Below are 3,313 nucleotides of genomic sequence, written 5' to 3' on the forward strand. Positions count from 1 at the left end.
GAGCTGTATAATGAAAAATAGGCAAAAAAAAATTCCATAGAAGGAAATCAGAAGAGAAGCGGTATAAAAAGAATGGCGTCCCCGGTTGGACTCGAACCAACGGCCCTCTGATTAACAGTCAGATGCTCTAACCGGCTGAGCTACGGAGACGCAAAGAAAAAAAAGTTTGGCGGCTTCCTATTTTCCCGGGACGAATCCAAGTATCGTAGGCGCAGGCAGACTTAACTGCCGGGTTCGAAATGTGACCGGGTGTATCCCTGCCGCTATGATCACCAAACTTTTGAATATAAATTGAATTGCCTAAGGCAATGGGAAATAAATAGCAGAAGCAAAAGACTACATAAAAAGCATACGTAATATTAGTACCAGTCAGCTGAACGCATTGCTGCGCTTGCACCCCTGGCCTATCGACCATGTGTTCTCCATGGATACTGCGAGCACTCATCTCAAAGCCGGCTTCCCGCTTAGATGCTTTCAGCGGTTATCCGTTCCAGACGTGACTACTCAGCCGTGCCACTGGCGTGACAACTGATACATCAGAGGTCTGTCCAACCCGGTCCTCTCGTACTAAGGTCAGATCTTTTCAGTGCTCAAGCGCCTGCAGTGGATAGGGACCGAACTGTCTCACGACGTTCTGAACCCAGCTCGCGTGCCTCTTTAATGGGCGAACAGCCCAACCCTTGGGACCTTCTCCAGCCCCAGGATGAGACGAGCCGACATCGAGGTGCCAAACACTTCCGTCGATATGGACTCTTGGGAAGTATCAGCCTGTTATCCCCGGGGTAGCTTTTATCCGTTGAGCGACGGTCCTTCCATTCGGAACCGCCGGATCACTAACTCCCACTTTCGTGCCTGCTCGACCCGTCAGTCTTGCAGTCAAGCTCCCTTATGCGTTTGCACTCTTAGGCTGATTTCCATCCAGCCTGAGGGAACCTTTGAACGCCTCCGTTACTCTTTGGGAGGCGACCGCCCCAGTCAAACTGCCCATCTAGCACTGTCTCCGTTTCCAGATTAGAATTCCGACGGCATATGGTTGGTATTCCAACGGCGACTCTGCCAAGACTGACGCCTTGGCTTCACAGTCTCCCAACTATCCTATACACATGCGGCCAGAACCCAATGCCAAACTACAGTAAAGCTCCACGGGGTCTTTCCGTCCTACTGCAGGTAGCCGGTATCTTCACCGGCATTACAACTTCACCAGGTCTCCAGCCAAGACAGCTCCCAAATCATTTCACCATTCGTGCAGGTCGGAACTTACCCGACAAGGAATTTCGCTACCTTAGGACCGTTATAGTTACGGCCGCCGTTCACCGGGGCTTCAATTTGAGTCTCTCAACCCTCCTCTTAACCTTCCGGCACTGGGCAGGTGTCAGCCCATATACGTCGCCTTTCAGCTTAGCATAGACCTGTGTTTTTGGTAAACAGTTGCTTGGGACTCTTCACTGCGGCCTGTTTCCCCTCAGGGCGTCTCTCCCTTCAGGTATGTCAGGCACCCCTTCTCCCGAAGTTACGGGGCCATTTTGCAGAGTTCCTTAGCTAGAGTTATCCTGTCGGCCTTAAGTTTCTCACTCTGTCCACCTGTGTCGGTTTACAGTACGGGCGCTGGTTCTCATCGATAGAAGTTTTTCTCGGCAGTGTAGGATCTGCGGCTTATGCAAGATGCACTTACCCGTCAGGTCTCACATTTAGGCATGCGGATTTTCCTGCATGCCCATGCTACGCCCTTAGAAAGGCTATTCCGTCAGCCTTCCCGCATACCTTCCTGCGTCACTCCGTCTCTCAGGCGATAACAGCGGTACAGGAATATTAACCTGTTTTCCATTCGCCATCACATTTTTGCTTATGCTTAGGTCCCGACTCCCCCAGGGCGGACAAACCTTCCCCTGGAAACCTTGGACTTCCGGCCGGCGGGATTCTCACCCGCCTTCTCGCTACTCATTCCTGCATTCTCACTTCTGATACCTCCAGAATGGCCTTGCGGCATTCCTTCAACGGCCTACAGAACGCTCTCCTACCAGGCGTGCAAGCACGCCTCCGCAGCTTCGGTTTATGTCTTAGCCCCGTTACATCTTCGGCGCAGATACTCTCGACCAGTGAGCTATTACGCACTCTTTCAAGGCATGGCTGCTTCTAAGCCAACCTCCTGGTTGTCTGTGAATATCCACCTCCTTTCCCACTTAGACATAATTAGGGACCTTAGCTGGCGGTCTGGGCTGTTCCCCTCTCGTCCGCGGACCTTGTCATCCACGGACTCACTCCTGGCTATTAATATGCGGTATTCGCAGTTTGCTTGATTTCGGTAAGCAGTACGCCCCCTAGACCATACAGAGCTCTACCCCCGCATATCTTCATGCCAAGGCTGCACCTAAATGCATTTCGGAGAGAACGAGCTATCTCCTAGTTCGATTGGCTTTTCACCCCTAGACCTATCTCATCTCCCAACTTTTCAACGGCGGTGAGTTCGGCCCTCCACTGAGTCTTACCTCAGCTTCAGCCTGGACAGGCCTAGATCACTAGGTTTCGCGTCTATGGCTGGCGACTTGTCGCCCTGTTAAGACTCGGTTTCCCTTCGGCTCCGTTCTATTAACCTTGCCACCAGCCATAACTCGCAGGATGATTAACCAAAATCCACGCAGTCACACATAAAGTGCTCCTACCGTTTGTAAGCACACGGTTTCAAATTCTGTTTCACTCCCTTGCTCAGGGTTCTTTTCACCTTTCCCTCACGGTACTCTTCACTATCGGTCAACAGCAGTATTTAGCCTTGCGTGATATGGTCCACGCTGATTCACGCCAGATTCCTCGTGCCTGACGCTACTCGGGTGCTTCCAGTCGCAGCATATGCTTTATGTTCTACAGGACTATCACCTTCTTCGGTCCAGCTTCCCAGCTGGTTCCACTTACACATATGCGGCTTAAGCATTATGACAATCCGCTAATGGAAGTCCCACAACCCCGTGCCAGCAACGCTGTCCGCTTGGCACTGGCACGGTTTAGGCTCCTCCCCGTTCGCTCGCCGCTACTCAGGGAATCGTTTTTACTTTCTTTTCCTCCCGCTACTTAGATGTTTCAGTTCGCGGGCTTACCGTTTTCACGCATGCCCTCCAGACATGCAGGTTTACCCATTCGGAAATCCGGGGATCGCTGATCATGTGCATCTCCTCCCGGCTTATCGCAGCTTATCACGTCCTTCATCGGCTGCTGTTGCCTAGGCATCCTCCGTGTGCCCTTGTTAGCTTTTTCTCCAGAATAACTTTTACTCCAGTTTAATTGTAATCTTTTACCTACTATTCATTTCCCATTGTCCTAG

1 tRNA gene and 2 rRNA genes are annotated in these 3,313 nt (G+C 51.5%); all 3 read right to left on the reverse strand.

The annotated features are described in order from the left end of the window. Nucleotides 1-73: 73 nt before the first annotated feature. A tRNA-Asn gene (locus ACEG17_RS09915) sits at nt 74-150 on the reverse strand. A 14-nt stretch (nt 151-164) separates the two neighbouring features. After that, nucleotides 165-277: ribosomal RNA gene (rrf, locus tag ACEG17_RS09920) — 5S ribosomal RNA — on the reverse strand. A gap of 62 nt (nt 278-339) precedes the next feature. Beyond that, a 23S ribosomal RNA gene (locus tag ACEG17_RS09925) occupies nt 340-3,246 on the reverse strand. Nucleotides 3,247-3,313: the final 67 nt, after the last annotated feature.

It is taken from the genome of Leptotrichia hongkongensis (assembly GCF_041538065.1).
Classification (GTDB): Bacteria; Fusobacteriota; Fusobacteriia; order Fusobacteriales; family Leptotrichiaceae; genus Leptotrichia; species Leptotrichia hongkongensis.